Consider the following 24,054-nt stretch of genomic DNA (forward strand, 5'->3'; position numbering starts at 1 on the left):
TTTTTACTCTTATAACCGTTTCTGCTGTTTTCAACGTCTTCATCCCTAGAATATTTCTCATATCCTAAATGCTCATTCATTTCTGCTTCTAACATATCCTGTAGTGTTTCTCCTAACAAGTCTTTTAAAGCTTCTTGAATATCATTAGCTGTTTTTATATCATAAGTTTTTATTAATTCCCTTACAATATTTTTCTTAGCTGGATTCATTGGTTCTCTTTTTCTTCTTCCCATAACAAAAGTTCTCCTATGATAATAATTTTACCATAGAAGGACTTACAATTTTACAGACTTTTTTACATACACTCCTTAGATGCCACCCGTTTTTTTCAGTTCTTTTTTTCTTATTTTCATCAAATTTTCCATCTCTTCAATATCATCTAGAGTAGCCTGTTTTTTGATGAAATTTCTTGCTGTAGAACGATTTCTTAAATATCTAGCATATTCCCTATTTTTTTCTTGCCACTTTTTATTTGATATTGTTTGTTTGTTTTTATCTTCCATCACCTTGTATCCTTCCTCTTGCTCTGATATAATTAAATCACTAGAGAGGTGAGCAAGCACCTCAGTAGTGTTTTTTGTATTTGCCCTGCTATTTGATTACTTATTTAGTAGGGCTTTGATTTTTGTTTCGATTTCTTCGACACTCTTACTTTCTTTTACTAGAAGTAACATTTCAGTAAGTACTCTCTTTTCAATTTCTTCTTTTAAAGTTTCTGCCAAATTCATTTCCTCGTCCATTTTTGTCTCCTTTCTGCTCTTGCTAGCTTACTTGCAAGTTATTGCTTACTATACTTACATTATACTACCGATAGTAAAATATGCCGATACTTTTTATAAACTTTTTTAAAAAAAATAAGGGGGCCTTAAGGGGCTCTTAATTAGGGATTTATTTCCTTAAAATTTAATCGGCATGAAGGTATGACCTTTGTGCCGATTTTTATATGTCAATTTTCCCTATAAAGTTCCAATAAATCCAAATGCTTTGTTTCTTTTAATTTGTACCTGGGACTTTTTCTGATTGTTCTACATAAATCTTATCTACAAAAGTTCTTATTATTTCTGGATCGAGTTCCTTTATCCTGATTGACTGCCAGCTCTCCTTGGGGATGCTCACGGTCAACGCCTTGGCTGCTGCCAACAGGGCCATAATCCCCGTCCAGGCGGAGTATTTGCCCGCCAAGGGCCTGGAACAGCTTCTATCTACGGTCAGTAAGGTGAAACGGCAGATCAATCCAAAGCTCCAGATTGACGGTATCCTGCTGACGATGGTGGATAACCGCACCAACTTTGCCAAAGAGATTGCTGCTTTGCTGCGGGACACCTATGGAAGTAAAATCAAAGTCTTTGGAACGGAGATTCCACACTCTGTCCGTGCAAAGGAAATTAGCGCAGAGGGAAAAAGTATTTTCGCCCATGACCCTAGCGGCAAGGTGGCAGAGGGGTATCGAAATCTGACGCAGGAGGTGACGAAACTTGAAAAGCAGCGCGAAAAAAGTAGAGCTGGCATCGGTAGATGACTTGTTTTCCACCGAGGAAAGCCGTTTGGAAGAACGGCTGGAGAAGATTCAGGAAATCCCCTTGTCTGAACTGCATCCTTTTAAGAACCATCCGTTCAAAGTCAAGGATGATGAAGCCATGCTGGAAACTGCGGACAGTATCAAGCAGTATGGTGTGCTGGTTCCGGCGATTGCAAGACCTGACCCGGAGGGCGGCTACGAGCTGGTAGCCGGACACAGGCGGCACAGGGCCAGTGAACTGGCTGAGAAAGAAACCATGCCGGTCATTGTCCGGGATTTGGACGATGATGCTGCCACCATCATTATGGTGGACAGCAACTTTCAGCGTGAAAGCCTGCTCCCCAGTGAGAGAGCTTTCGCTTATAAGATGAAGCTGGAGGCTATGCGACATCAGGGAGAACGCATGGATTTAACTTCCGCCCAAGTTGGGCGGAAGTTGGCTGGTAAAGAATCCAGAGAAATTTTGGCAGAACAGGTCGGCCAAAGCCGTAACCAGATTTCCCGCTATATACGCCTGGCCGAACTGATTCCCGAACTGATGGATATGGTGGATGAGCGAAAAATCGCTCTCAATCCGGCGTATGAGCTGTCGTTCCTACTGGGGGCCGGGTACAGTGAATCAGAAATCCGTGCGGTGCTGGCCGGAGAAAAACAGCATACGCCCCGTAAAAAATCCATCGTGCAGCCGGAGCCGCCCAAGGTCAAAGACCTGCAAGCCGAGTATGCCAAACTGCTGGAGGAAAAGAAGAAAACCTACGCCGAGTACCGGCGTTCCCGTGAAGAGATGCGGGAGCTTTTGACTGCCAAAGCCAATGTGGATCGGCTGCTGAAAATGGACGAAGAACAGAAAAAGGAACAGGAAAAAGACCACGGCCAGCGGTAAGCTGGTCCTGGTCAAAAGTGTTCGTAGAACGCGTAGCCACAGAATGAAATTCTGTGTTCAAAGGGGTTTGGGGGCGCTGCCCTCAACAAGCAAAGCGGAGGGGAAAATCACGGCAGGATTTTTCCCTCTGCGGGCCGAGTGTATTAACACCGGCATTGCTTGCTACAATGAGTTTGCCCCTGAAAAGTACTTAACTTAATTAGAGTGCCCATCCAGCGGATTCAAGTTTTTGCTTTAAGAAATTTCTATAAATTCCTTCTTGTGAAATCAAAGAATGATGAGTTCCCCGCTGAACAATTCTACCTTGATTTATTACAACAATTTGATCTGCGTTCTGCACCGTACTCAAGCGATGGGCAATCGAAATCAATGTTTTATTCTTTGTTAGTTCTGCAATGGCCGACAGAAGTGCTTGCTCATTTTCTGGATCGACGCTGGAAGTGGCTTCATCTAAAATGATAATGGGGGCATCTTTTAGCATGGCGCGAGCAATAGAAATCCGTTGCTTTTCGCCTCCGGAAAGTGTAGAACCGCCCTCACCAATGATTGTATTGTAACCATTTGGCAATGCAGAAATAAAATCATGGCAGCAAGCGCGTTTTGCGGCGGCTTCCACTTCTTCATGTGTGGCGTCCGGCTTACCAAATTTGATATTGTTTTCAATGGAATCGTGAAAAAGATACACATTCTGAAAGACCATGCTGATATATTCCAAAATACTATCCGCAGTATAGTTTTTGACATCTTTTCCTCCAATCCGAACAGCGCCGTCCTGCACATCCCAAAATCGGGCAATTAAATTACACAAAGTTGTTTTACCGCTGCCGGATGGCCCTACAATAGCACAGGTTGTATGTTCTGGAATTTCCAAAGAGATGTCATGGATAACCTGCCGCTTGCCATAGCCAAACGAGATATAATCCAGTGCTATATCGTAGTGGGAAGTTTCTAATTTATCTGTGCTGGTATCCATTTGCGGTATATTGGTGACTTCTTCCAAACGTTCCAGTTCTGTGATTATTTTCTTGCTCAAAAAAGCACTGTTTCCCATAGTTTCCAAATCAGAGTACACCGTAAACGCACAAAACAGGAAAGTCAAACAATACGGCAAACTAATTTCTCCTGCCATGAAAATCAATGCTGCCACAGCAATCAGCACACAGCTCATGAGCTTATATACCAGAATATAAAAACGAAGAACTCCGGTTGTGGCTTTTTCCTGCCCATAATCTGCATCCCACTTTTTTTGAAATGCGCTGCGTACTTCTCGTTGTCCTTCCTCACCTTTGGAGAAAGAGCGTAGAACAGAAATCCCTCGGATATATTCCATTGATTTACTCACCAGATTTTCCTGTGCTTCTTGATAAATGGGAGTATATTGTGCGGCTCTACTGCGGACCCAACGAAGAGCAAGTAAACCTAATAATAGCCCGATCAGACTCAAAATGGCAATAATTGGGTTGAAAAAGAACATCATAATTGACATGAGAGCTGCCATAGCAACACCGCTTGTCATCTGCTCGATTGCAAGCATGGAGTAACCCTCTAAATCCGCAATCGTCGTAGTAAGTATTGTCTGAATAGTTCCTAAATTTTGCTCTGAAAAGTAGCCCATAGGAGCCTGTTTCAATTTTTCTCCTATTTCCAGACGATAATCACGGAAAATATCATATCCCGTTCCACTCATGGTACGGTCATACATCCATTGGAAGAAAAAGCGTCCGATAACACTTCCTAATACAACGCCAAAGGCTTGCAGGATAATAGTGGGTGTAAGATTTTCTAAATGCAATAAAATCCAAAAAACACCGAACATCATAAAACTGTTGAAAAAGGATTTGAGAATATTAAATGTGATGCCAACGATGATTTTCTTTCGGCTTCTACCCGCAATCTTAAAAATTCGGCGTATCATTTCAAACATGGTTTTCCACTCCTCCCTTCATGTCTGCTTCTTCTATGGTTCCGGCATAATCTTGCCACATCTTTTGATAGATGAGGCATTCCCGGAGAAGTTCTTCTTGTGTCCCACGGCCTGCAATATTTCCGTTTGACACAACCAGAATTTGGTCGGCATTGCGAATCGTATTCAAACGGTGCGCTACAACAATCAATGTCTTTCCAGCCACTAATTTGCTGATTGCCTGTTGAATGAGTGCCTCATTTTCTGGATCAGCATAGGCAGTGGCCTCGTCTAAAATGACTACGGATGCCGGTTTTAGCATGGCCCGCGCAATCGTAATACGCTGGCGCTCCCCGCCAGAAAGACGGTCTCCGGCATAACCGGCCAGTGTGTCATACCCCTGCTCTAACTGCATAATAAAGTCATGACAGTTAGCAGCTTTTGCGGCAGCTTCTACTTCTTCATCTGTTGCTGCCGGATTACCCATGCGGATATTTTCCCGAATGGATTTGTCGAATAGGAAATTGTCCTGTGCCACATAACTGATTTCACCCATCAACTGCTCAAAAGGGATTTGACGAATATCCTGGCCGCCGAAACGCACAGAGCCGGAAGTCACATCCCAAAAACCAGCCATCAGTTTCGCAATCGTGGATTTACCAGAACCGGAAGGTCCAACAATAGCCGTCATAGTGCCGGGTCTGGTTTGAAAAGAAATACCGTGGAGAACTTCGGTTTCTTTATAACCGAAATGTACGTCCTCGAATTGGTAAGTACGTTCTCCCAAAGATACAGGTTCAGAGGGGCGAACAAGTTCCGGGGTTTTTAGGAAAGCTGTTACTTGCTCCAAATTACCTTTTATCATGCTGACTTGCTCCATCGCTTCAGACACTTTCATCAATGGAGCAACAAACCCCAGCGGAACTACTAAAGATATTAAAAATACGGGAAGTGAAAGCGTTCCTTCCATATAGAGCCATGCGCCAACTGGTAATGTACCCAAAAGAGTAGAGGGCAGAACGGCCCTCGCTGCGGCGTTCCAGAACCAGCATTGGCTCCACCACTCCATTGTGGAATCGTGAAAATAGTTGACAGATTCCGAGTATTTTCCATAAGAAGAAGCAGAGCGATTAAAGGCTTTAATGACTTGAATACCGTTGGCGTATTCCACTAAAGAACTATTCATATCATTCGCAGAGCGCATATAATTCTCCATTCGGGGGCCATAACCGCGCATCATAGCAGCAAAAAAGAGAATACCCAGTGGAATTGTGATTAGGGATGCAAGCCCCATGCGCCAGTCCATAATAAAAATCAGGAGGATGCTGCACAACGGCGCTGCAATATTCGATAGCAACTCTGGCATAAAATGAGCCATAGAATCTTCCAGCTTCGCAACATTGTCTACAATCAGGTTTTTGAAAGTTCCTGTGGGCGTTTCCAGCATAACACCCATTGGGACTTTTGCCATCCGATCTGTGATTGCTTCACGGATATTTTTCAAAATCGTGAAAGAGATTTTGTGGGACATAAGAGAGGAACGCCATGTAAGAAGCATTTTTATAATCTGACATATGGCAGCAATTCCGCTGAAAAACAAAACGCTCTGCGGAGTAGCTGTACCGTGATAGAGTTCATCTGCTAACAGTGCCACCATTAGGAATGGTACGATACCAAATATCTCTCCCAACACAGCAAGAAGAATAGAGATGCGCATTTTGCCATTACTCTCACCTACAAAAGCAAATAGTTGGCGGATTGCACCCGGTTTTTTTTGGGACATAAGAAAGCCTCCTTTCAGGCCACAAAATGCAAGAAAGGTATTGCATTTTTCGTGTAACCGTGCTATAATTCAAATTACGGTGTAATATTACAATGTAATATAAGTATAGGATGGAGGGATAGAAATGTCAAGGGATTTTCAACAGACCCATGAAAATCTTTTGGCCTGTGCAAAAGAACATTTTCTGGAAAACGGGTTTGAACGTGCCAGTATCCGTGAAATCTGCAAGGCTGCTCATGTGACAAATGGGGCTTTTTACAATCACTTTGAGGATAAAGAGGCTTTGTTTGGCGCACTTGTAGAGCCAGTAGTTCAGGCGGTATCCGAGATGTATTCCGATTCTGTTGTCAAGCACTTTGAATTGGCCCGGACGGATGAATTAAAGCAGCTCTGGAAACTGTCGGAGGATACGATCCGTCAGATTATCGAATACATTTACGAACATTTCGATGTATTCAAATTGTTGCTGATGCAGTCTGCCGGCACAAAATATACTTCTTTTCTGGATGATGTGGTGCGTTCCGATGTTCGGGAGACACAAAAGCTAATAGCAGAGCTGAAAGATCGCGGAGTTTCCGTACATGATCTGGAGGATGACGAGTGGCATATGCTCGTTCATTCTTACTATTCATCTATCGCAGAAATTGTCTTGCACAATTATTCAAAAGATGCTGCGATAAAATACGCTCATACATTAGCCACTTTTTTCAGTTCCGGGTGGCAAAACGTTTTGGGGATTTGATCCCCAAAATTTTTAACCATAAGTTAGCGTAGTCTAACTATATATAGGAGGTGCGTCTGTAGCATTGCTTTTGCATAAAGAAATTTTTGTTTCTCATTTATTTATCTAATTATATGGAAAGGACTTTTTGAAAATGGAAAATACAAATAAACTCACAGGTAAAGACCTTATTAACATCGGCATCTATTCTGCCATGACCTTGGTTGTTTTCTTTGTTGTTGGACTGCTGACTGCGTTGCCGGTAGTATACCCGTTCTTGTTCCTGATCTGGCCGATCGTTTGCGGCATCCCTATGATGCTGTATTACACGAAAATCAGAAAATTCGGAATGCTTACCATTACTGGCACTATTGGTGGTATTTTCTTCTACCTCATTGGTTATGGATGGATTGGCCTGCTCGGCTGGTTTCTCGGCGGTATTCTAAGCGATGTCGTGCTCAAAATCGGTGGCTATCAGAAATTTAAGGTCAATGTTCTGAGCTATGCCTGCTTTTGCTTCGGCTTCATGGGCTGCCCCGCCAATCTCTGGTTTGCCGGCGAAGCATATTGGAAAAACATTCACACCTCCATGGGTGATCAGTACGCAAATACTTTGCAATCCATGATGCCATCCTGGATGATGTATGTGGGCTTTGCGCTCCTGTTTGTGGGCGGTATTCTGGGCGCGCTTCTGGGCCATAAAATGCTGAAAAAACACTTTGAAAGAGCGGGGATTGTGTAATGGAGCAGCTTCAAGCAGTTGTTGAAAACAGAACAGGCTTTTGCTTAGACCCTCGAACCAAACTTTTGCTAATGGCCGTTGTCGCTACTGCAGAATTCCTATACAGCCACACCGCCTTTATGATTGCGGTAGCGATGATCCCATTTATCCTGCTGTTGACTAACCGGCAGTATAAAACGGCAACCGTGTTCTTCTGTCTGTTTGTGGTCGGGCTGTTTGTGCAGGCCATCCAGAACTCAGTCCAGTTCCCCATGATCGTCAATATGCTGGTAGTCCTGCTGGTGGGGCTGGTCCTGCGGCTGTTTCCGGCCTATGTGATGGGGGCCTACATCATCAAATCGACCACGGCCAGCGAGTGCATTACCGCGCTGGGCCGGATGCACATTGGGCGGCAGATCACTATTCCACTCTCCGTCCTGTTTCGATTCATCCCCACTATGCAAGAGGAGTCGGCAGCCATCAAAGATGCCATGCGAATGCGTGAGGTTCAGTTCGGAACAAAGAAATTCTGGCAAAACCCCGCCGCTCTGATTGAATACCGTTTTATTCCCCTGATGATCTCGGTGGTCAAAATCGGGGATGATCTCTCTGCGGCGGCCCTGACCCGCGGCCTGGATAACCCGGTCCAGCGCACCAATATCACAAAGGTCGGGTTTACCGGCTGGGATCTGCTGGCGGTGCTGATTGCCGTAACTGCACTGCTCTCTACATACTTTTTCAGCCCGTTGTAAGGAGGTGATACTGTGATTGAATTGAAAGATGTTTCCTTTACCTATGAGAGTGGGGAAACCGAGAACAACCTAAGCCATATCAATCTGACAATCCAGGATGGCGAAACCATCCTGCTCTGCGGAGAGTCCGGCTGCGGCAAGACGACGCTGACTCGGCTAATCAACGGCCTGATCCCGCATTATTACGGCGGGAAGCTGACCGGGCAAGTCCTTTTAGATGGGAAAGAGTTAAAAGACTATCCTCTTTATCAAATCGGGCAACGGGTGGGATCTGTATTCCAAAACCCAAGAACACAATTCTACAATGTGGATACCACCAGTGAGATCGTTTTTGGGTGTGAAAACATGGCCCTGCCGGTCCCGGAGATGCGGGAGCGCCTGGAAGAGACTGCCCGCAGCCTCAAGCTGGAAAAGCTGCTGAACAGGAGCTTGTTTGCTCTCTCCGGCGGAGAAAAACAGAAAATAGCCTGTGCCTCTGCCGACGCAATCCACCCGGACATCTTTGTACTGGACGAGCCATCCTCCAACCTAGATATTGCCACTATCGAAGATTTGATTGGTATGATTCGGCACTGGCAGTCAGAGAAAAAGACTGTGATTGTCGCGGAACACCGACTTTATTATCTCGTTCCCTATGCAGATCGAATTCTCTATATGAAGCATGGAAGTATTGTACGGGAATTTACCGGGGCGGAGTTTCAAAAATTATCGCCCGATGAATTGCAGGGGATGGGGTTACGGGCACTGGACCCATTCCACCTGTCCCCAGAGGCTGCCCCCAAACCGACCGCTCCGAAATTGCATATCAAAGGATTCCGGTTCTCCTATGAAAAGCACGGCCCCCTCAATGTGGATGTTCCAGACCTAAACTTGCCTCAAGGCGAGATTATCGGCATCATCGGATACAACGGCGCAGGAAAATCCACCTTCGCCCGGTGTCTGTGCGGTCTAGATAAAAAAGCGAGAGGTGTGCTTGAAATGGATGGGGCCTCCTATGACGCGAAGCAGCGCAGGCATATCTCCTATATGGTCATGCAGGATGTAAATCATCAGCTATTCACGGAAGATGTGATGGACGAATTGCTACTTAGTATGGATGGCGAGGACGAGAAAGCAGACACAGACTGCGCCAAGGAGATACTGACAAGCCTTGACCTGTTGGAGAAGGCAAAGCTGCACCCCATGTCCCTGTCAGGCGGTGAAAAACAGAGGGTGGCGATTGGCAGTGCAATAGCCTCGGACAAAAAGATCCTGATATTTGACGAGCCTACCAGTGGATTGGATTACCGGCATATGCTGGAGGTATCAGACAACTTAAACCGCCTGAAAGAACTGGGAAAGAGCCTGTTCCTGATTACACATGACCCGGAACTTATTTATAAATGCTGCACCTACCTGTTGTTCATTCAGGGGAGCAAGGTGTTGTGGCATCGACCTATGGACGGGGAGGCTGAGAGTCTCTTATTGGATTTCTTCTCCCGCGAGCAAGAAGCAGGTTCAGTCAATGACTCCCGGTAAAAAACTGTACGCTTCCGGCGAGGACTATCTGGAGGCTGTGTTGGTAATCCAGAAAAAGAAAGGCATGGTACGCTCCGTGGATGTATCTCGGCACATGGAGGTGTCAAAGCCCAGCGTGAGCTATGCGGTAGCGACTTTACGGGATGGCGGATTTCTCACAATGGATGAAGATCGCTTTCTCCATCTGACCGATATGGGCCGCGAAGTTGCTGAGAAAATTTACGAGCGGCACTGTTTCTTCCGCGACAAGCTCATCGCCGCAGGCGTTGATCCCAAGAGAGCGGAATACGACGCCTGCCGGATGGAACACAATATCAGTATAGAATCCTTTGAGAAACTTCGGGATTACTATTCTTCTCAAAAGGGTAAATAGTTGGCCCATACAGTAACGGACAGAGCAATGCGGCCGGGCAATACACCCGACCGCATTATTTGTCAGATTTCTTCTCTTTGGTATCCAGCATTTTGTCAACCGGGGTAAGTAGCAACTCCTGATCCCGCTGGCTACATTGTGGAACCAACCGCATGATCCGGTCAACGATTTCGCTGTCTGCGTTCACCTGCGGTGCAAGAATTTCATCAAAAGAAGCGCCAATGGCATTGACAAGGCGAATCAGGACATCCAGGCTCGGCTTGCGCCTGCCGCTTTCTATGGCCGCTAAAAAACGAGGACTGATTTCTTCACGCTCCGCAATCTGTTCTCTCTTATAGTTTCGTTTTTCTCTGGCATTCCGCAAGGATGTCCCAAACGAAAAATCCATAAGTCGTATTTTTTATCCACTCTCCGTCACCTCACATAATAATATTTTACGGGTTACAAATATTATTATGTGAGGTGACGAAGAGTGGTTTTTTACTTTATAGGAAAGTGCATTAACTCATGAACAGGACATAACATATGTTCTATAGAAAAAAAGTGTAAATCAAAGAAATGGTCTGGATAGAACATCCAAGACAGGGTATAATGAAATCGATAGTTTCCGACCGTGGTGGAGGGGAAACTTATCGTTTAGTTGTGTGCCGTTGGTAAGAGTATCTTATTAGATGTGGCTTCATGTTTCTGCATAAAGAAGTTTTTGTCATCAAGAGACTGTCTTCTTTAGCGTGTAGTTTAATGATAGCCTCTCTATAGATTTCTTCCAACGGTATTTTTTTGTATTGAAAATATAGTGCTGCGAAGATCATGGTCTCACCGCATTTGGCACAAATGAGTGGATCATACCCAAAAGATTTAAGGATGGAGTCCCTCAAGTTCGTAAAAGATAAAGATTTCGTGCCATGCTTGGCTTTGAACTTTTTTGCATGGATCCTGACTTTGCACTTACTTGCGTAGAACCCTCCGTAGCGGATCATCTTAAAGTTTTTTTCTGGAAGATGCATAAAGACAAGCTTTAAGAATTCAAGAACAGGCTGTGAAACCGTAACAAGTGTTTCGTCTTCGTGCTTGTTATAGTGCCAGACGACAGTCTGGCCATCATAAGAGTCAATCCTGGAGGTGGCGATCACTGGCCTGCCGAGATAGCGACTCACATACTTGACGACATCCTTTCTGGACATGTCACCCTGCAAGTGCTCTTTTCCTTTATCATCTATGAAGGGCTGGGCATAGACATAGAAACCGTCCTTATGATGTTTATAACAGGAAACTTTTTGCTTTTGAAAAGAAGGACCGATAGAAAGACGTAGTTTATCAAGAAGAACCTTTTGAAAAGATTTTCGAAGAAACTCATAAGGGAAGAACTCCACAGGGCGCCATGCACCCCATTGATTAAAGGCACCTTCGGTGCATAAAACGTGAATATGTGGATTCCATTCAAGGGGTCAAAGGTATGGAGAGTCATAGTAAAACCGGGCCTGAGGATCTCGCACTTTGTCTTATGGGCAATGTTTTGAAAGAAACAGGTTAAAACTTCTTCAACGGAATCAAAGAGGAGATTCAAGAGTGAACGGTCATGCAGGAAAAAAGGGCGCAAGGCTTCATCAATGGTAAAAACGATGTGACGATGTTTGACATCGATCATGATGGATTGCATTGTCTGAGCACGTTTAAGAGAGTAGATGGCGCCGCAGGTGCTGCATAGTTTTGAATGACAACGGTAAGGAACAAATTTAATCTCACCGCATTCGGGACAGATAAAAAGAGCGCCGCCATAATCAGGGTCACCGCAACGGATCAGTCGGTTGATGTTGTCCATAACAACCGGCCGAGGCTTGAGAATATACTGAATTTCTTCGTAATGCTCAAAGCACATCTGCTGAATGAGGTTACGGCGAGAGTTCAGCTAGACTGTTTCTTTTCCAAAAAGGACCCACTTATCGTTCATGTATCTATTATGGATGAAAAGTGGAAGGAAAGAAAGCCTTTAAACTTTCCACCCTGCCAATAGTTTTAGGGACAATCTTATCTTGGGCTTTTGCAAATTTGCTCTTATATTTGTTGTGATTTAACAATTCTATCTCTTATAAAAAAATATCAAATATTTTAGGAGAAAGTCTAAAATCTCCAGGCTTTAATTTAGTAATACCAAGTATTGGGTCTATTTTAATAATTATTTTGTTATCCATTATTAATGGTTTATTTTTCAGCATTGATTCCTGCAAAGAAAAGCTCAAAGATAAAGGTTATTGAGGGATTAAATGGCATTACAGAAAAAAATATTAAATTTGGTAAGTCAAAAATAAATGGACCTATAGAAAAGACTTTAGCAAAAGATTATTATAGGTCATATCGATCAACCTATCGAATTATTGTAATCTCAATGGCTCTTTCTGCCTTTGTACTGACTACAATTTTAGTTAGCCAATCATATAGAACTTTGAACGAAAAATATAACTCTTATAAAAGTCCTTACAATTTTAATTCAAGTATTTACACTGATAAGAATTTAGATAAAAACTTATTAGCTGATTTAGAAAAAGTTGACGGAATAAAAGAGCTTCACCTATATCAAAGAAATGACACAAAATTTTATGTTGACGATAATAAAGATTTAATTTCTAAGGACTTAAAAGATTCTTTAGCTAGTGGCAAAATAGCAGAAGATGGACTATATGCTAGTATATACGCTTTAACAGATGAAGATTTTGAAGAGCTTTTAAAAGAAAATAACATCTCCCATGCATCTTATTTATTGCTTAATAAGATAAGAAAAGATAATAAAACACCTTACGCTTTTAGCGAGTATATAAAAATTTCTGATGAGGGATTTGGAGATATTACTTTAAAATATAATGCAGATGGTAAGTCTATGTCTATAAAGATAGATTCAAGTATTGATGGAATGCCTTATAATCTATAAGCTTATAATGACAATCAAATATCTATTTTTACAAGTGAAAGTACTATGAAAAAATTTGTTGATGAGTATGGAATAGATGAGGGCAACCCAGTTTATTATTATTTTGTAAAAATAAATGCTGATAATAATAAAGAAAAAGTATTTGAAGATTCCGAAAAAGTGATTTCTAATTATGTACCAAAGTCTGACCATGGAACAGCTACAGACATTGTAAGAGAAGCAGCAAGTAAAGAGCAAACAAGGAATGAAAGACTTTTAAACCTAGCTATTCAAATCATTCTAATAACAATCGCTCTTTCCAATGCCTACAATAGTTTTAAAGGCAACCTTAGAGCAAGAACCAATGATTTTAAACTCCTATCAACAGCAGATATGACAGAAAAACAAATGGAAAAGATGGTCTTCGGAGAATGAAAAATACTGTTTGAAAATATTTTCTTAGCCTATATCTTTATGTTCATTATGGGAATTACACTTAGAGCCTACAGGAGCAACTATGAACTAGGATTTGCTGTAAAAGGTCTGATAATAAATATGAATTATATCCCTCTACTAATAGTATTTGTATTTATGATTGCAGGAGTTTTACTAGCAATAAAAAGTGGATTTAAAACAATAAACGAAAACTCAGATAATACTTTTAAGAGTATTTAAGAAAAAGGCTATGAGTATTAAAACTCATAGCCTTTTCTCTTGCCAGCTAAAGACTCTCTAAATCAGTTTTTTTTAAAATCCCTAATTCAATGAGCCTTAAGCCCCCTTATTTTTATGGGGGTTTGGTGGGGGTTTTCTTCCATCATATGAATAATCATAAATAATAACCCATGACCTAGAAGCCTTGCAAATACTCAATAAATAATAAAAAGAAATTATTTAATGTATGCAGTCAAGTTATGTGGTAAAATATAAGAAAGAAGGAAAAGTCAAGGAGGTAGGCATTATGGTAAATATTAATAAGGACAAAATATTAGCTAGTTTAACCACATACAGGAAACTTGATAGGACTAGTAGGGGAATTAATATGGTTGCAAATTCACTTTTGGGTCACAATAAATCTTCAGGACCTGAGCCAGATTTGTATACTATATATTTGACAGAGGACAAGTTTTTAGCCGAGTATAGTAGGACTAGTTTGCATGGTAGCCGACCAAAGAAGATAACTAAACTTGACATACCATTAGTTGATATAGTGGATATGAAGCTTGATAAGAAGGATAATATGGATTGTATCCACATAGAGAGTGCTTGGGGAAAACATTACTACTTCGAGATAGAAAATAGTGAAAAGAAAGAACAAGCAAATGATATAATTGAAAAATATAAGGGTATAATATAAAGATATTAAGTAATTAAAGAGAAAAGTTAGTAAAGACCTGTGTCTATTTTTGTAGATATGGGTCTATATAAATTGGTGAAATAAAGGTTATATATTTTATAAAGGAGAACTATGCCTGAATTTAAAATACAATCAGATTTTAAGCCTATGGGTGACCAACCCAAGGCCATAGATACAATATGTAAATCTATAGAAAATAAAAATAAATTTCAGACCCTAGTCGGCGTAACTGGATCGGGTAAGACTTTTGCAATGGCCAATATAATTGAAAGAGTAAAAAAACCGACATTGATATTGGCCCACAACAAGACTCTTGCAGCCCAGCTATATGGTGAGTTTAAGGAGTTTTTCCCAGACAACGCTGTTGAGTATTTTGTTTCGTATTACGATTACTACCAACCAGAGGCCTACGTTGCTCATTCTGATACCTACATAGAAAAAGATGCCAGTATCAATGATGAGATCGACAAGCTAAGGCATTCGGCTACAGCTGCCATATTAGAAAGACAAGATACCATAATAATTTCGTCAGTTTCTTGTATATATGGTTTGGGTGATCCCAAGGACTACAAGGAATTGATGTTGTCGCTGAGGCCAGGCATGATGAGGGATAGGGATGATGTGATAAGAAGGCTCGTTGAAATCCAGTACGAGAGGAATGATGTCAACTTCATCCGTGGTACATTTAGGGTTAGAGGGGATATATTAGAGATATTCCCAGCATCGACTGATGACAAGGCTATAAGGGTTGAGTTCTTCGGTGATGAGATAGACAGAATTACAGAGATAGACTATATAACTGGCAAGGTCGTCGCTGAACGTGGTCATATAGCCATATTCCCGGCTTCCCACTATGTTACAACGCCAGAGAGGATAGAATCGGCGATCATTTCTATCGAGGAAGAATTAGAAAAGGCCATAGCTGATTTTAAGGCCAATGACAAGTTGTTAGAGGCCCAGAGGATTGAACAAAGAACTAAATATGATATAGAGATGTTGAGGGAGATAGGTTTTTGCCAGGGTATAGAGAACTATTCTAGGCATATAACTGGAAGAAAAAAGGGTGAAAAACCATATACATTGATGGACTTCTTCCCAGATGATTTCTTGCTGATTGTAGATGAGTCACACGTAACACTCCCACAGGTAAGGGGTATGTATGGCGGAGATAGGTCTAGAAAAAAATCCCTTATAGAAAATGGATTTAGACTTGAATCTGCCTATGACAATAGACCCCTTAACTTTGAGGAATTTGAATCCAACTTAAATCAGGTCCTATTTACAACAGCTACACCAGGACCATATGAGATGGAACACACCGATGTATTTGCAGAGCAGATAATAAGGCCTACAGGTCTACTTGATCCGTTAATCGATGTAAGACCGGTAAATAACCAGATAGATGACCTTTTAGTAGAGATAAATAAGACTATAGAAAGTGGAGAGAGGGTTCTAATCACAACTCTTACAAAGAAGATGTCAGAGGACCTTACAAATTATTTAAAGGGAGTAGGCATCAAGGTCAAATACCTTCACTCAGACATAGTAACACTTGAAAGAACTGAGATAATAAGAGACCTAAGACTTGGTAAATTTGACGTATTGGTAGGGATCAACCTCCTAAGAGAGGGACTGGATATACCAGAAGTGTCCCTTATAGCAATACTTGATGCTGACAAGGAAGGCTTCCTACGTTCAGAGACATCCCTAATACAGACCATTGGTAGGGCTGCCAGAAATTCAAATGGTAGGGTAATAATGTATGCAGACAAGATTACGGACTCTATGAAGAGGGCAATTGATGAGACTGAGAGAAGAAGGTCAATCCAGATGGCCTACAATGAAGAACATGGCATTGTACCAAAGACTATTTCAAAAAATATCAGGGACAATATAGCCATAACAAGGGTAGCAGAAGAGGCAGAATCATATGACCTATCAGGAATAAAGGGTCTTAAGGACCAGGATGAAATAGCTACGACTATTATAATACTTAAGTCTAAGATGATGGAAGAGGCGGAAAAGTTAAACTTTGAGTTGGCAGCTGAATTAAGAGATAAGGTTACTGAACTAGAGAAAAAATTAAAATAGCTACTAGAAATAAAAAGAGAAAGAGGTATTGATGAAGGATTTAATAAAGATAAGAGGCGCTAGAGAAAACAACCTGAAAAATGTAGACCTAACCCTTCCTAGAGACAAGTTTATAGTGTTTACGGGTTTGTCAGGTTCAGGAAAATCGTCTTTGGCCTTTGATACAATATATGCAGAAGGCCAGAGAAGGTATGTTGAAAGTTTGTCTTCTTACGCGAGACAGTTTTTGGGGCAGATGAGCAAACCAAATGTAGAATCAATTGAAGGCTTGTCTCCTGCAATATCTATAGACCAGAAGACAACTTCCAAAAACCCTAGGTCTACTGTTGGTACGGTAACAGAGATATATGACTACCTAAGGCTCTTGTTTGCGAGGGTAGGCAAGGTACATTGTCCTGTATGCGGTCAGCTTATAAGCCAGATGACAGTCCAGGAGATAGTGGACTCAATAATGGAGCATGAGCAGAGGACAAAAATACAGATATTATCTCCTATAGTTAGGGGACAAAAGGGAAGTCATAAAAAGGTAATAGACAACATCAGGAAGGAAGGTTTTGTAAGGGTTAGGATAGACGGAGAAACCTATGATGTAAATGATGAGTTTGAGTTAGAGAAAAATAAGAAACACACTATTGAGGTAATAGTAGATAGGATAGTTATCAAGGAAAATATAGAAGCAAGGCTTGCTGGATCTGTTGAGACAGCTGTAAAATTGTCTGATGGATTAATTATATGCCATGTTATAGATGGTGAAGAAACCATGTATTCTACTAAGTTTGCCTGTCCTGACCACGGTATCGGCATAGAAGAATTATCGCCTAGGATGTTCTCGTTTAATGCTCCATTTGGTGCCTGTGATGTATGTAATGGGCTTGGAGAATCAAGAGAGGTTGATGTAGACCTAGTTGTTCCAAATAAGGAGCTGAGCTTGAAGCAGGGAGCCATTGCTGCATGGTCTACAAATGGTCTCAACGATAACACATATTACTCGATGATGGTAAAGGCTCTTTGTGACAAGTATAATGTCTCTATAGAAACACCTTTTAAGGACTTGCCAGATGATTTTGTTGAGGAGTTGCTTTACGGTAAGGAAAACACCCTGCTTACATTTGAATTTGATTCCAAGTTTGGTGGTATGAAGACCTATCAAAATTACTATGAGGGTGTTGTTGTAAACTTGGAAAGAAGATATAGAGAGACCAACTCAGATGCAATGAGGGATAGGCTGGATGATTTTATGGCAGATAGGCCTTGTCCAAAGTGTAAGGGCAGGAGGTTAAAACCAGAAGTCTTAGCTGTCAAGGTAGGTGGCAAAAATATTATGGAGGTTACAGACCTGTCAGTTGAGGACCTGATCGACTATATTGAGGGGCTAAACCTATCTGAAATGGATATGCATATAGCCAAGGATGTCGTAAAGGAAATTAGGGAGAGGGCATCTTTTTTGAAAAACGTAGGTCTTGGCTACCTTACCCTTTCAAGAAAGGCAGGAACCCTATCAGGTGGGGAGGCCCAGAGAATTAGGCTGGCTACCCAGATAGGTTCTGCGCTTACAGGAGTCTTGTATGTCCTTGACGAACCTAGTATAGGTCTGCACCAGAGGGATAATGACAAGTTGATAGCAACCCTAAGAAACTTAACTGACCTAGGTAATACCCTAATAGTAGTCGAACACGATGAAGATACTATGAGGGCAGCAGACTACATTGTAGACATTGGACCAGCTGCAGGTATCCATGGTGGTGAAATAGTAGCCCAGGGTCCAGTTGAAGAGATAATAAAAAATCCAAACTCCATAACAGGTAAGTACTTGAGTGGAGAAATCAAGATACCAGTACCTGAAACTACAAGAGAAGGAAACGGTAATTTTGTAGAGGTGGTCGGTGCCAAGGAAAACAACCTTAAAAATATAAATGTAAAATTCCCTCTTGGAAAGTTTACCTGTGTAACTGGAGTATCTGGATCAGGCAAGTCAACCTTGGTAAATGAAATCTTGTACAAGGGCTTAACCCACAAAATAAACAAGTCCAGGGTAAGACCAGGAGACCACAAGGAGATACTTGGAACTGAGCATATAGACAAGATAATAAATATAGACCAGTCACCTATAGGAAGGACACCAAGATCTAATCCTGCAACCTACACAGGAGTATTTGACATGATAAGAGACCTATTTGCTTCTACAAATGAGGCAAAGGCAAGAGGCTATAAAAAGGGCAGGTTCTCATTTAATGTCAAGGGAGGTAGATGTGAAGCTTGTAAGGGAGATGGTATACTCAAAATAGAGATGTTCTTTTTACCTGATGTATATGTACCATGCGAGGTATGCAAGGGGGAAAGGTATAACAGGGAGACCCTTCAGGTAAAATACAAGGACAAGTCTATAGCTGACGTCTTGGATATGAATGTAGAAGAGGCTCTTGAATTCTTTGAGAACCATGCATCCATAAAAAGAAAGTTGGAGAGTCTTATGGACGTTGGTCTATCCTATATCAAACTAGGTCAACCTTCAACCCAGCTATCAGGTGGTGAAGCTCAGAGAATAAAGCTAGCTACAGAGTTATCAAAGAGACCTACAGGTAGGACCATGTACATACTTGACGAACCAACAACAGGTCTTCATTCAGAAGATGTGAGGAAACTTATAGAGGTTCTTCAGAGATTGGCAGATACGGGCAATACTGTGGTAGTAATCGAGCATAACCTAGATGTAATTAAGACTGCTGACCATATAATAGACCTTGGTCCAGAGGGAGGTACCATGGGAGGTACTATCATAGCAACCGGAAGACCAGTGGATATATGTAAGGTAGAGTCTTCTTATACAGGCCAGTACCTAAAAAAGGTTATGAAGTAATAAAAAAGGTTATGGAGTAAGAAAAGAAACTATATTGAAGACATTGCATACAGAAAAATGAAATATATAGGTGTTTATCTTTCATATATAAGGTGTTTTTTAATAAGGGGTTTAACCTATAAAATGCCTAAAACACTAATGATTAGACTGTTTTAAATTTTTTATAAAAATTCTAAATAAAGAATGGTTTTTCTATAGACCATTCTTTTTTTTTATTGTATAATAGCAATATCAACTTTTCACAGTTGAAAATATATTAATAAAAGGAGGAAATGAATAATGAAAAATTTATTCGAAAAATGGAACAGCATAAGCCTCGTTAAGCGTATTATATGCGGTATGATTATCGGTGCTGTGCTCGGTATGGCTGTCCCGAACGCCAAGGCAATAGCTATACTCGGTTCACTGTTCGTTGGTGCTTTAAAGGCAGTAGCGCCAGTATTGGTATTTTTCCTTGTAATTGCGGCTATAGCCCAGCACAAGGAAGGTCATAAGACAAATATGAAACAAATTATAGTACTTTATATGATAGGTACTTTAGTTGCATCCTTAGTTGCAGTAATAGCAAGCTTTGCTTTCCCAGTGACTTTAGTACTAGCTGAGGGAGCTAAAGACGTGACCGCACCGGGTGGCATATCAGAAGTTTTAAAGACGCTTCTTATGAATGCCGTAGACAACCCAATCAACGCAATCATTAACGCTAATTTTATAGGAATTTTAACGTGGTCCTTGATATTTGGTTTTGCACTAAGAAAGGCTTCCGATAGAACGAAGGAAATACTAGTGGACGTATCAGATGCTATATCTGGAGCAGTAAGGGCAGTAATCAGTCTTGCTCCATTTGGTATCATGGGACTTGTATTCGATACAGTTTCAACTAATGGTATATCAGTATTTACAAACTATGGAAAATTATTGTTGGTATTGGTTGGATGTATGTTATTTGTTGCCCTAGTTGCCAACCCAATTATAGTATGGTTGAACATCAGGACAAATCCATACCCAATAGTTCTTAGGACACTAAAGGATTCTGGTCTGTATGCATTCTTCACTAGAAGTTCAGCAGCCAACATTCCAGTTAACATGAAGCTTTGTAAGGAACTAGGACTAGATGAAGATACATATTCAGTATCAATACCTCTAGGTGCTACTATCAATATGGGTGGTGCAGCTATAACAATAGCAGTACTTGCTCTTGCGGCAGCTCATACGGTAGGTATCAAGGTAGATATAGCTACTGCAGTTATACTTTGCGTACTATCAACTGTTTCAGCTTGCGGTGCATCTGGTGTTGCAGGTGGTTCATTGTTGTTGATACCTCTTGCTTGTTCTCTATTCGGCATAAATATAGATATAGCAATGCAGGTTGTAGGAGTTGGATTTATAATAGGAGTTATCCAGGACTCTTGTGAGACTGGTCTAAATTCATCTACAGACGTATTGTTTACAGCTACTGCCGAACTTTGCAATAGGAGAAAAGAAGGTAGAAAAGTAGATTATAAGACTGTTAAGGCTGATGCAAAGGCCTACAATGAAGCTAATTTATAATATTTAATATCAACTATTAAAGGGATGGGTCTAGTACTCATCCTTTTTTATGATATATTTTATATTGATTTTTGGGTATATAAGTAGTAGTAAAGTTAAGGTTTTTATAGTATCATGATATAATAAATATGGGATATGATAATAGCATATATCTCAGTATATATTAAATTTAAAATTAGGAAACTATAATGAATAATAATATAAATAAAAAAGATAAGGGCAGTATGGAAATATAAACGGAAAAGCAATATAGCGAGGAGGTGATCAGGTGTTCGATATAGAGGGTCATTTAAAGAAACTACCAGCCAGCCCGGGTGTTTACCTGATGAAGGACAGGGACAATAATATAATATATGTAGGGAAGGCTGTATCCCTAAAGAACAGGGTAAGGCAGTACTTTCAATCATCTAGGAACCATTCTAAAAAAGTCGTTTCCATGGTTAAAAATATTGATAGCTTTGAATACATAATCACTGACTCAGAGGTAGAAGCTCTTATACTTGAGTGTAACCTAATTAAAAAGTATAAGCCCAAGTACAATATACTTCTAAAGGATGATAAGACTTATCCTTATATAAAGGTTACAGTGAATGAGGACTTTCCTAGGGTTTTGAAGGTGAGGAAGATATTAAAGGATAAGGCTAAGTATTTTGGACCTTACACAAATGTATCCGCAGTAAATGATGTTCTAGACCTCATAAGGGATATTTACCCGATTAGGACCTGTAACATAGATATAGATAGGGCTATTAGAACTGGTATGAGGCCATGCCTAAACTACCATATAAAAAAATGTACAGGACCCTGCACAGGATATGATATAAAAGAAGATTACAAGAGGATGATAGATGAGATAATTATGTTTCTCCAGGGCAAGGAAGAAAAACTTGTAACTATGTTTGAAGACAAGATGAAAAAGGCAGCTATGGACCTTGATTTTGAAAATGCTGCCATATACAGGGACAAGATCAACAGCCTAAACGAGGTTGCCCAAAAGCAGAAAATCAGTAAGCTACAGAGTGATAATGATCAGGATGTAATTGCCATGGCAAACTTTGACCAAGAAGCCTGTGTCCAGATATTCTTTATCAGGAATGGCAAGATTTCAGGTAGGGAAAGATTTATGCTAGATGGTATAAAGGACAACGACAGGTCCGAAATACTGGGATCTTTTGTAAAGCAGTTTTATATGTCACAGGAATATGTACCCAAGGAGCTGATAGTTGAAGAAGAGATATTTGACCAAGAAATAATAGCCCAAATGTTGTCTTCTAAGAGGGGGTCAAATGTTTCAATCAAGGTACCTAAAAAGGGAGAAAAAAGAGCCCTTGTTCTTATGGTTAGGAAGAATGCAGAGGAATATCTTGTTAAGTTTGACGACTTGAAGAAGAAAAAGTATCAAAAGAGCCTTGGAGCCCTTGATGAGCTAAAGGCAGTCCTAGATATAGAGAGTGATCTACACAGGATAGAGGCCTACGATATTTCAAATATACAGGGTGTCGATTCTATAGGTACCATGGTTGTCTACACAGATGGCATCAAGGACAAAAAAGAATACAGAAGGTTCAAGATTAAGACTGTTGAGGGACCTGATGACTATGCTTCTATGGCAGAGGTCTTAGACAGGAGATTGAAACATGGCAAGCTACCAGACCTCATACTACTGGATGGTGGTAAGGGCCAGGTGTCAGCAGTAAAAAGGGTGCTAAAAGACAATGGCCTAGAGATACCTCTTTGGGGCATGTATAAGGATGATAGACATAGGACCAAGGGGCTTATAAATTCAGACAAGACAATAGAACTAGATAGGACATCTAGCCTATACAGGTTTGTGTATGGTATTCAGGAAGAGGTACATGGGTATTCCATATCCTACCATAGGAGTCTGAGAGATAAGAAGCTTACTAAATCCATTCTTGATGATGTTCCAGGTATTGGACCTAAGAGAAAGTTGGCCTTGATAAGCAAGTTTAAGGATATAGGCAAGATAAGGTCTGCAAGTATAGATGAGATAATGGAAGTTGACGGTATAAGTAAGAAGATAGCAGAGGATATAGTAAATATTTTAGAAAAAGGGGAATACAATGGTTAAAGTAACAGTAAAGAATTTGATTGAAGATTTGGGACTAAAGGTATTAACAGGCAAACTAGAAGCGGCAAAAGAAATATATATAACAGAAAAGGAAGTCAATAGGCCGGGTATACAACTTGCCGGTTATTTTGACTACTTTACTCCAGAGAGAATCCAGGTAATAGGAAAAACAGAGTACACATTTTTCGGTAGTTTTTCAACAGAGCACAGGGAAAAGGCCTTGGGAGAATATTTTTCTTATGATATACCTATTATTATTGTTACTAGGGGTATGGAACTTAGGGAGGATTTTAGTAAATTTGCCAAGGCATCAGATATAATAGTCTGCTCTACTGAAAGCACTACTACTAGGTTTATCAACAAGCTATCATCTTATCTTGAAGACAAGATGGCTCCATTTGAGACAATACACGGTGTTATGGTAGACATAAATGGAGTAGGGGTCTTGATCAGGGGAGAGTCTAGTATAGGTAAGTCGGAAACTGCCCTTGAGCTAGTCCAAAACGGAAATAGGCTAGTGGCTGACGATGCAGTAGAGATAAGACGTATAGATGATGGATTCTTGTCTGCATCTGCACCAGAGATCCTAAGGCACTACCTTGAAATAAGAGGAATAGGTATAATAGATGTCAAAAAACTATACGGAGCACGAGCTGTCAAGCCTACCAAAAAAGTTGATATTTTAGTTTATCTAGAAAATTGGAATCCAGACAAATTCTATGACAGGCTAGGTCTAGATAGGGAGTATGAAGAGATATTAGGGGTAAGGGTTGAAAAATTGATAGTTCCTGTCAAGCCGGGTAGAAATACAGCCATGGTTCTAGAAGTAGCCGCCATGAACTATAGACAGAGGGAAATGGGGGATGATGCAGCCCTAGAATTTTCTGACAAGCTGATGAATGAAATAGAGAAAAATAAACAAATAAATAAAAATAAATAGAATAAAATTATCAAAACTATTGTTATTTTTCACTAGATTAGATATTATATAAGGTGGCGTGAAATATATAAATTTCTAGAAGGAGGTAGTT

General features: G+C 40.8%; 23 protein-coding genes and 2 pseudogenes. 15 read left to right on the top strand and 10 right to left on the bottom strand.

Annotation, left to right across the window (positions count from 1 at the left end; genetic code table 11):
- The 4 genes from F823_RS0106535 to F823_RS11065 all read right to left on the bottom strand — a co-directional run.
- On the bottom strand, positions 1 to 209 hold a 209-nt coding region (locus F823_RS0106535), incomplete at its 3' end, for a transposase (RefSeq protein WP_425256495.1).
- Between the two features lie 99 nt (positions 210 to 308).
- Entirely contained in the window at positions 309 to 503 is a 195-nt protein-coding gene (locus F823_RS10550; RefSeq protein WP_019595509.1) for a hypothetical protein, read from the bottom strand.
- A 96-nt stretch (positions 504 to 599) separates the two neighbouring features.
- A complete protein-coding gene (locus tag F823_RS11175) occupies positions 600 to 740 on the bottom strand; it encodes a hypothetical protein (RefSeq protein WP_002845775.1) in 141 nt (46 codons plus the stop codon).
- Positions 741 to 993: 253 nt separating this feature from the next.
- On the bottom strand, positions 994 to 1,149 hold the full coding sequence (locus F823_RS11065; protein ID WP_002845776.1) for a DUF4368 domain-containing protein: 156 nt from the start codon (positions 1,147 to 1,149) through the stop codon (positions 994 to 996).
- On the opposite strand from F823_RS11065, the gene F823_RS10555 reads away from it, so the two are divergent.
- Positions 1,109 to 1,519, top strand: coding sequence for a ParA family protein (locus F823_RS10555; RefSeq protein ID WP_002845777.1), 411 nt, complete (start codon positions 1,109 to 1,111; stop codon positions 1,517 to 1,519). The genes F823_RS11065 and F823_RS10555 overlap by 41 nt on opposite strands.
- The gene (locus F823_RS0106555) at positions 1,476 to 2,402 is read left to right on the top strand and encodes a ParB/RepB/Spo0J family partition protein (RefSeq protein WP_019595511.1); all 927 of its coding nucleotides are present in this window, start codon (positions 1,476 to 1,478) and stop codon (positions 2,400 to 2,402) included. The genes F823_RS10555 and F823_RS0106555 overlap by 44 nt, the downstream gene beginning before the upstream one ends.
- Positions 2,403 to 2,601: 199 nt before the next feature.
- Here F823_RS0106555 and F823_RS0106560 read toward each other — a convergent pair whose 3' ends face one another.
- Both F823_RS0106560 and F823_RS0106565 read right to left on the bottom strand, forming a co-directional pair.
- On the bottom strand, positions 2,602 to 4,326 hold the full coding sequence (locus tag F823_RS0106560; RefSeq protein ID WP_002845783.1) for an ABC transporter ATP-binding protein: 1,725 nt from the start codon (positions 4,324 to 4,326) through the stop codon (positions 2,602 to 2,604).
- A complete protein-coding gene (locus F823_RS0106565) occupies positions 4,319 to 6,088 on the bottom strand; it encodes an ABC transporter ATP-binding protein (protein WP_002845784.1) in 1,770 nt (589 codons plus the stop codon). The genes F823_RS0106560 and F823_RS0106565 overlap by 8 nt, the downstream gene beginning before the upstream one ends.
- Before the next feature lie 124 nt (positions 6,089 to 6,212).
- Between F823_RS0106565 and F823_RS0106570 the strand changes: the two genes are divergently transcribed.
- The 5 genes from F823_RS0106570 (at position 6,213) to F823_RS0106590 (ending at position 10,173) form a co-directional block, all read left to right on the top strand.
- On the top strand, positions 6,213 to 6,830 hold the full coding sequence (locus tag F823_RS0106570; protein ID WP_002845785.1) for a TetR/AcrR family transcriptional regulator: 618 nt from the start codon (positions 6,213 to 6,215) through the stop codon (positions 6,828 to 6,830).
- Between the two features lie 133 nt (positions 6,831 to 6,963).
- The gene (locus F823_RS0106575) at positions 6,964 to 7,551 is read left to right on the top strand and encodes an MptD family putative ECF transporter S component (protein ID WP_002845786.1); all 588 of its coding nucleotides are present in this window, start codon (positions 6,964 to 6,966) and stop codon (positions 7,549 to 7,551) included.
- Positions 7,551 to 8,282 carry an energy-coupling factor transporter transmembrane component T gene (locus F823_RS0106580; protein WP_002845787.1) on the top strand — a complete coding sequence of 244 codons (732 nt, stop codon included), beginning with the start codon at positions 7,551 to 7,553 and terminating at the stop codon, positions 8,280 to 8,282. The genes F823_RS0106575 and F823_RS0106580 overlap by 1 nt, the downstream gene beginning before the upstream one ends.
- A 12-nt stretch (positions 8,283 to 8,294) precedes the next feature.
- Positions 8,295 to 9,800 (top strand): ABC transporter ATP-binding protein, encoded by a 1,506-nt coding sequence (locus F823_RS0106585; RefSeq protein ID WP_002845788.1) that lies wholly within the window; start codon positions 8,295 to 8,297, stop codon positions 9,798 to 9,800.
- Positions 9,787 to 10,173, top strand: a complete 387-nt coding sequence (locus F823_RS0106590; protein WP_002845789.1) for a metal-dependent transcriptional regulator — start codon at positions 9,787 to 9,789, stop codon at positions 10,171 to 10,173. Before F823_RS0106585 ends, F823_RS0106590 begins: the two co-directional genes overlap by 14 nt.
- 55 nt (positions 10,174 to 10,228) lie before the next feature.
- On the opposite strand, the gene F823_RS0106595 is transcribed toward F823_RS0106590, so the two are convergent.
- From F823_RS0106595 to F823_RS11425, 4 genes and pseudogenes are all read right to left on the bottom strand, one after another.
- Positions 10,229 to 10,561: a helix-turn-helix transcriptional regulator gene (locus F823_RS0106595; protein ID WP_002845790.1), complete on the bottom strand. Its 333-nt coding sequence runs from the start codon at positions 10,559 to 10,561 to the stop codon at positions 10,229 to 10,231.
- Between the two features lie 241 nt (positions 10,562 to 10,802).
- Positions 10,803 to 11,606 (bottom strand): annotated as a pseudogene (locus F823_RS0106600) (transposase); the annotation flags it as partial.
- A 236-nt stretch (positions 11,607 to 11,842) separates the two neighbouring features.
- Positions 11,843 to 12,052 (bottom strand): annotated as a pseudogene (locus F823_RS11535) (transposase zinc-binding domain-containing protein); the annotation flags it as partial.
- Between the two features lie 208 nt (positions 12,053 to 12,260).
- Entirely contained in the window at positions 12,261 to 12,389 is a 129-nt protein-coding gene (locus F823_RS11425; RefSeq protein WP_002845793.1) for a hypothetical protein, read from the bottom strand.
- Between F823_RS11425 and F823_RS0106615 the strand changes: the two genes are divergently transcribed.
- The 8 genes from F823_RS0106615 to hprK all read left to right on the top strand — a co-directional run bounded on the left by F823_RS0106615 (position 12,389) and on the right by hprK (position 23,963).
- On the top strand, positions 12,389 to 13,099 hold the full coding sequence (locus F823_RS0106615) for a hypothetical protein (RefSeq protein WP_242821689.1): 711 nt from the start codon (positions 12,389 to 12,391) through the stop codon (positions 13,097 to 13,099). The genes F823_RS11425 and F823_RS0106615 overlap by 1 nt on opposite strands.
- Positions 13,100 to 13,144: 45 nt before the next feature.
- The gene (locus F823_RS11260; protein WP_002845795.1) at positions 13,145 to 13,513 is read left to right on the top strand and encodes an ABC transporter permease family protein; all 369 of its coding nucleotides are present in this window, start codon (positions 13,145 to 13,147) and stop codon (positions 13,511 to 13,513) included.
- 526 nt (positions 13,514 to 14,039) lie between these two features.
- Positions 14,040 to 14,435: a hypothetical protein gene (locus tag F823_RS0106630; protein WP_002843915.1), complete on the top strand. Its 396-nt coding sequence runs from the start codon at positions 14,040 to 14,042 to the stop codon at positions 14,433 to 14,435.
- A gap of 111 nt (positions 14,436 to 14,546) precedes the next feature.
- Complete coding sequence (gene uvrB / locus F823_RS0106635; protein ID WP_002843903.1) at positions 14,547 to 16,526, top strand: excinuclease ABC subunit UvrB; 1,980 nt, start codon at positions 14,547 to 14,549, stop codon at positions 16,524 to 16,526.
- Between the two features lie 31 nt (positions 16,527 to 16,557).
- Complete coding sequence (gene uvrA / locus F823_RS0106640; protein ID WP_002843906.1) at positions 16,558 to 19,383, top strand: excinuclease ABC subunit UvrA; 2,826 nt, start codon at positions 16,558 to 16,560, stop codon at positions 19,381 to 19,383.
- Positions 19,384 to 19,662: 279 nt separating this feature from the next.
- A complete protein-coding gene (gene sstT / locus F823_RS0106645; protein ID WP_002843908.1) occupies positions 19,663 to 20,931 on the top strand; it encodes a serine/threonine transporter SstT in 1,269 nt (422 codons plus the stop codon).
- 268 nt (positions 20,932 to 21,199) lie between these two features.
- Entirely contained in the window at positions 21,200 to 23,023 is a 1,824-nt protein-coding gene (uvrC, locus tag F823_RS0106650) for an excinuclease ABC subunit UvrC (RefSeq protein ID WP_002845802.1), read from the top strand.
- Entirely contained in the window at positions 23,016 to 23,963 is a 948-nt protein-coding gene (gene hprK / locus F823_RS0106655) for an HPr(Ser) kinase/phosphatase (RefSeq protein WP_002842638.1), read from the top strand. The genes uvrC and hprK overlap by 8 nt, the downstream gene beginning before the upstream one ends.
- Positions 23,964 to 24,054: the final 91 nt, after the last annotated feature.

Source organism: Peptostreptococcus anaerobius VPI 4330 = DSM 2949, assembly GCF_000381525.1.
Lineage (GTDB): Bacteria > Bacillota > Clostridia > Peptostreptococcales > Peptostreptococcaceae > Peptostreptococcus > Peptostreptococcus anaerobius.